We start from the raw sequence: 4,566 nt of genomic DNA on the forward strand, positions 1-4,566 counted from the left end.
GGACTCCTAATGTGAGCAACCGGCGCATACCCACCGTCGGTAGGGGATAACCTACCGGCTGTAGCCTAATCCAGGGCCGGGGACAAGTCAAGGCAAAAAGGGGACCCCGGGGGGCTCCGCACGCGGGGCCAGCCGGGGCAGGCAGTGGGCGGCGGAGGCCTTGAAGGTGGCGATGACCTGAGCCCCCTCCACCAGGCCAAGCGCGGCGGCGGAAGGCCTGGTCACCAGGGCGGTGAGGGGCGTGCCGCAGTCGAGGTGGACCCGGAGGAGCGGCCCGGCCGGCGCGAGCCTGGTCACCCGGCCGGGGAGGTTGTTGCGCGCGCTGCTCCTGCGCCCCATCTCCGCCGCCGGCAGCAGCGTGACATCCTCGGGGCGCAGGCAGAGGAGGGCCCGCTCCCCGGCAGGCAGCATCCCCACGGCCTGGACCCGGTGTCCCGCCACCTCCAGGGTGAGCAGCCCCTCCGTCGCGCCCAGGACGGTTCCCTCCAGGATCGTGTCCGCCCCCACGAGGCGCGCTACGGCCGGACTGACCGGTCGGGTGAAGACCTCCGCTGCCGGACCCACCTGCGCCAGTCTGCCCTCCAGGAGGACCGCGATCCGGTCCCCCATCCGGAGCGCCTCGGCCCGGTCGTGGGTGACCAGGACCGCCGCCATCCCTCGCTCCCGCTGCAGGGCCAGGAACTCCTCGAGCAGCGGTTCGCGGCTCTCCGGGTCGAGGGCGGCGAAGGGCTCGTCGAGCCCGAGGAGCTCCGGCTCGAGGGCGAGCGCCCGGGCGAGGCTGACGCGCTGCGCCTCCCCGCCGGAGAGGGTCGCGGCCCGCCGCCCCGCGCGGGCGGCCACGCCGAGGCGCTCGAGCCAGCGGCGCGCCCGGACCTCGGCCTCGCGCCGCGGCACGCCGCGGAGGCGGAGCGGGAGCGCGGCGTTCGCCAGGGCGGTGGCGTCGAGCAGGAGCGGCTCCTGGAAGCAACAGCAGAGCCGCTGGCGCCACGCGGCCCGCTCGGCGGGCCCGACCGGGCTCCCCTCGAACAGCACTTCCCCTGCCGACGGTGGCTCGAGGAGCGTCAGGACCCGCAGGAGCGTGGATTTCCCCGCGCCGTTCGGGCCGAGGAGGACGAGGATCTCCCCCCGCTCGACCGTGAGCGCGTCCACCGCCAGGACCGTCCGGTCCCCGTGGCGGACCCGAACGTCCCGCACGCTGGCGAACGGCGCGCTCATGGGCGACGTCCCCGCTGCTGGACGGCCGTGAGGGCGGCGTTCAGCGCGAAGGCCAGGGTGAGCAGGATGAGCCCGAGGGCGATGGCGGTCTCGAACTTCCCCATGCTGGTCTCGAGGACCGTCGCCGTCGTGAGGACGCGGGTCAGGTGGCGGATGTTGCCGCCGACCATGAGGACCGCGCCCACCTCGGCGAGGAGGCGGCCCCCGGCCGCCATGACCGCCGCGAGCAGCGCCCCGCGCGCCTCGTACAGGAGCAGGGCCGCCGCCTGCACCGGCGAGGCGCCGAGGGCGAGGAGCTGGAGGCGGAGGCGCGGGTTGAGGGCCTGGAGCGCCGCCATCGCGAGCCCGGTCACGATGGGCAGCGCGATGATCGTCTGGGCGAGGATCATCGCGCTCGGGGTGTAGAGGATCTCCAGGAAGCCGAGCGGCCCGCTGCGCCAGAGGAGGATCGTGACCAGCAGCCCCACGACGACCGGGGGGAGGCCCATTCCCGCATTCACGGCGCTCACGAAAAGGGCGCGGCCGGGGAAGCGCCCGAAGGCGAGGAGGGCGGCGGCCGGCAGGCCCAGCAGGAGGGCGATCAACAGGGCCGTCCCGGAGACGCGCAGGGAGAGGAGCGTGATCTCCCAGACCTCCGGGTCGCCCGTCAGGACGAGCTGGAGGGCTTCCTGGAGGCCGTCCCAGATGAGGCCCATCCTATCCCCCTTCTCGCGTCGTCGTCTTGGCGTCGGGGAAGAACAGCGGCTGGCCGTAGCGCTCCACGCCGAAGGTCCGGATCACCTCCTGGGCCTCGGCCGACACCAGGAAGTCCGCGAATGCCTTTCCCCCCGCCCCGTTGACCTTCGGATGCCGGGCCGGGTTCACCTCGAGGACGTGGTAAGAGTTCCGCAGCGGGGCGTCTCCCTCGAGAAGGAGCGTGAGGCGGAGGCGCTTCAGGAAGGCCAGGTAGGTTCCCCGATCGGTCAGCGTGTACGCGTCCTTCTCGGAGGCGATGATGAGGGTGGCCCCCATCCCCTGCCCCGACTCGAGGTACCAGGCCCCCCCCGGGGTGAGCCCGGCTGCCTTCCAGAGGGCCCGCTCCCGGTGGTGGGTGCCCGAGTTGTCCCCCCGGGAGACGAACCGGGCCGGGGCCGCGGCGATCCGCCGGAACGCGTCCACCGCCTTCGGCGCCTGCCGGGTCCCCGCGGGGTCGGAGGCCGGTCCAACCAGGATGAAGTCGTTGTGCATGACGGGACGGCGGCTCGTCAGGCTTCCCTCCGCGACGTACTGTTGCTCGAGCGCCGGGGCGTGGGCCAGGACCACGTCGGCCTCCCCCCGGGCGCCCATCGCCAGGGACTGCCCCGTCCCGACCGCGATCGTCTTGACCGTGTACCCGGTCTGATTCTCGAAGAGCGGGACGAGGAGATCGAGGAGGCCGGAGTCCTGGGTGCTGGTCGTGGTCGCCAGGAGCACCACCCGATTCTGCGCCGCGGGCGGCGGCCCGGTGAGCAGGAGGGCGAAGGGGAGGCCGACAGCGAGCGCTCGGAGGCCGGACGTTCGCCAGCGCATCTAGTTCACCTCCCGCACCCGGCCGGTCTCGCGGGTGTCGTACCCGCCCAGGTGCCGGACCTGCTCCCGGAAGGCCGGGCTCCGCAGGGCGGCCAGCAGGGCCGGCAGCCCCGGGCGGCGCCGGTGGGCCATGCGGAAGATCAGCTCGTAGCGCTCGCGGAAGAGGGGCACGAAGCCGAGCCCGAAGGCCTCGGCGGCCGCCCGGAGGCCCAGGCCGCTGTCCGCGTCTCCCCGGGCGATCGCCGCGGCGACCTCGAGGTGCGTGGCCGCCCCCCGGGGGAGGAGCCGCAGCCGGTCCATCGGGACCTTCTCGCGCCGGAGCCCCCACTCGAGGAGCAGGTCGGTCCCGGAGCCGGCTGTCCTCCCGATGACCCGCACGGTCGGCCGCGCCAGGTCGGCCAGGCGGTGGAGGCCCCGCGGGTTGCCCGGCGCGACGAGCAGACCCTGCTCCCGATGCGCTACCGTGAGGAGGGCCATCGGCTGGCCCGGGAAGAGGCGTGCGACGAGAGGTGCGTTGTAGTCGCCCGTCGCCGGATCGAGCAGGTGCGCGCCTGCCGCGTCCGCCTCCCCTTGCCGGAGCGCGAGCAGCCCGGGGAGGCTCCCCACGGCCCGGATCTCGAGGGAGACGGGGCGGCGCCGCCGGCGCAGGAGGGCGGCCAGCAGGTCGAGGGTGAGGTCGTGGCTGCCGACGAGATGGAGCCTGGCGGGCTCCCGGGGCGCCGGGGCCGCGCGGGAGACGAGGTCGGGGGGACCGGCGGTCCGCCACCGGCTGAGCTGCAGGGCCAGCGCGGCCTCGATCTCCGCCGGCTCAGCCCTGAGGCTGAGCGCTTCCAGGGCCGCCCGGCCCAGGAGCACCCGCAGATGCCGCGCGCGCCCCGCGCGCAGCCGCGGGTCTTCCGGTCGCATCGCCACGGTGGTCCCGGCGCGCCGCCGGGTCGCCAGGAGCCCCTCCCGTCCCAGGGCGGCGTAGGCGCGGCCGATCGTGTTGGGGGTGACGCCGAGGGTCCTGGCCAGGGCGCGGACCGGGGGGAGGCGTTCCCCGGGCCTCAGGCCTCCCGCGGCAACCGCGGCCCGGACCTGGTCCATGACCTGGGTGTAGAGGGCCCGGTCCGGCTTCAGGCGGAGGTGGAGGGGCATGGGGGTCACATTTGTACCAAGAGCATTGGTACAAACTAGCCCGCCGGCGGGTCACCTGTCAAGGGGGGAGTGTTCAGCCGGAAGGGCGCAGGCGCCGGAGGCGACGGGCCGCCTCGGCCAGCGTCTCGAGGCGCTTGCAGAAGGAGAAGCGGACGTAGGGGCGGCCCATCGCCGGGTCGTGGAAGAAGCTGCTGCCGGGGACGACGGCCACGCCCACGGTGCGGGTGAGGTGCTCGGCGAACTGGACGTCGTGGGCGGCGCCGAACGGGGTGAAGTCGGTCATCACGTAGTAGGCGCCGTCCGGCTCGCGGAACCGGAAGCCGACCTCCCGGAGTGCGGCGCACAGGAAGTCCCGCCGCTCCTGGTACTCGGCCTGGAGGCGCTGGTAGTAGGCGGGGGGGAGGCGCAGGGCTGCTGTCCCCGCCTCCTGCAGCGGGGCGGGGGCCCCCACCGTGAGGAAGTCGTGGATCTTCCGGATGGCGTCGGTGATGGCCGGCGGAGCCAGGACGTATCCGATCCGCCATCCGGTCACGGCGAACGTCTTGGAGAGGCCATTCACGACGATGGTGCGCTCCCGCATCCCCGGCAGCGTCGCGGGGCACAGGTGCCGGAGCGGGCGGGCGGCCGTGGGGTAGTAGATGTGCTCGTAGATCTCGTCCGTCACCA

Annotated in this window: 5 protein-coding genes; all 5 read right to left on the reverse strand. The window is 74.2% G+C overall.

What is annotated here, in order from left to right; all coding sequences use genetic code 11:
* Positions 1–87: 87 nt before the first annotated feature.
* Positions 88–1,215 (reverse strand): ABC transporter ATP-binding protein, encoded by a 1,128-nt coding sequence (locus VGT06_09540; GenBank protein HEV8663364.1) that lies wholly within the window; start codon positions 1,213–1,215, stop codon positions 88–90.
* The gene (locus VGT06_09545) at positions 1,212–1,910 is read right to left on the reverse strand and encodes an ABC transporter permease (GenBank protein ID HEV8663365.1); all 699 of its coding nucleotides are present in this window, start codon (positions 1,908–1,910) and stop codon (positions 1,212–1,214) included. The genes VGT06_09540 and VGT06_09545 overlap by 4 nt, the downstream gene beginning before the upstream one ends.
* 1 nt (position 1,911) lies before the next feature.
* The gene (locus VGT06_09550; GenBank protein HEV8663366.1) at positions 1,912–2,763 is read right to left on the reverse strand and encodes a substrate-binding domain-containing protein; all 852 of its coding nucleotides are present in this window, start codon (positions 2,761–2,763) and stop codon (positions 1,912–1,914) included.
* On the reverse strand, positions 2,764–3,900 hold the full coding sequence (locus tag VGT06_09555) for a substrate-binding domain-containing protein (GenBank protein ID HEV8663367.1): 1,137 nt from the start codon (positions 3,898–3,900) through the stop codon (positions 2,764–2,766).
* A gap of 73 nt (positions 3,901–3,973) precedes the next feature.
* Positions 3,974–4,566 (reverse strand): aminotransferase class I/II-fold pyridoxal phosphate-dependent enzyme (locus VGT06_09560; protein ID HEV8663368.1); only part of this gene is annotated, 593 nt, incomplete at its 5' end.

Origin of the sequence: Candidatus Methylomirabilis sp. (assembly GCA_036000645.1) — a bacterium.
Classification (GTDB): Bacteria; Methylomirabilota; Methylomirabilia; order Methylomirabilales; family JACPAU01; genus JACPAU01.

Excerpts from the sequence above, each read along its gene's own strand:
- VGT06_09545 (HEV8663365.1), bottom strand. The coding sequence starts at position 1,910 with ATGGGCCTCATCTGGGACGGCCTCCAGGAAGCCCTCCAGCTCGTCCTG.
- VGT06_09555 (HEV8663367.1), bottom strand. The coding sequence starts at position 3,900 with ATGCCCCTCCACCTCCGCCTGAAGCCGGACCGGGCCCTCTACACCCAG.
- VGT06_09550 (HEV8663366.1), bottom strand. The coding sequence starts at position 2,763 with ATGCGCTGGCGAACGTCCGGCCTCCGAGCGCTCGCTGTCGGCCTCCCC.
- VGT06_09540 (HEV8663364.1), bottom strand. The coding sequence starts at position 1,215 with ATGAGCGCGCCGTTCGCCAGCGTGCGGGACGTTCGGGTCCGCCACGGG.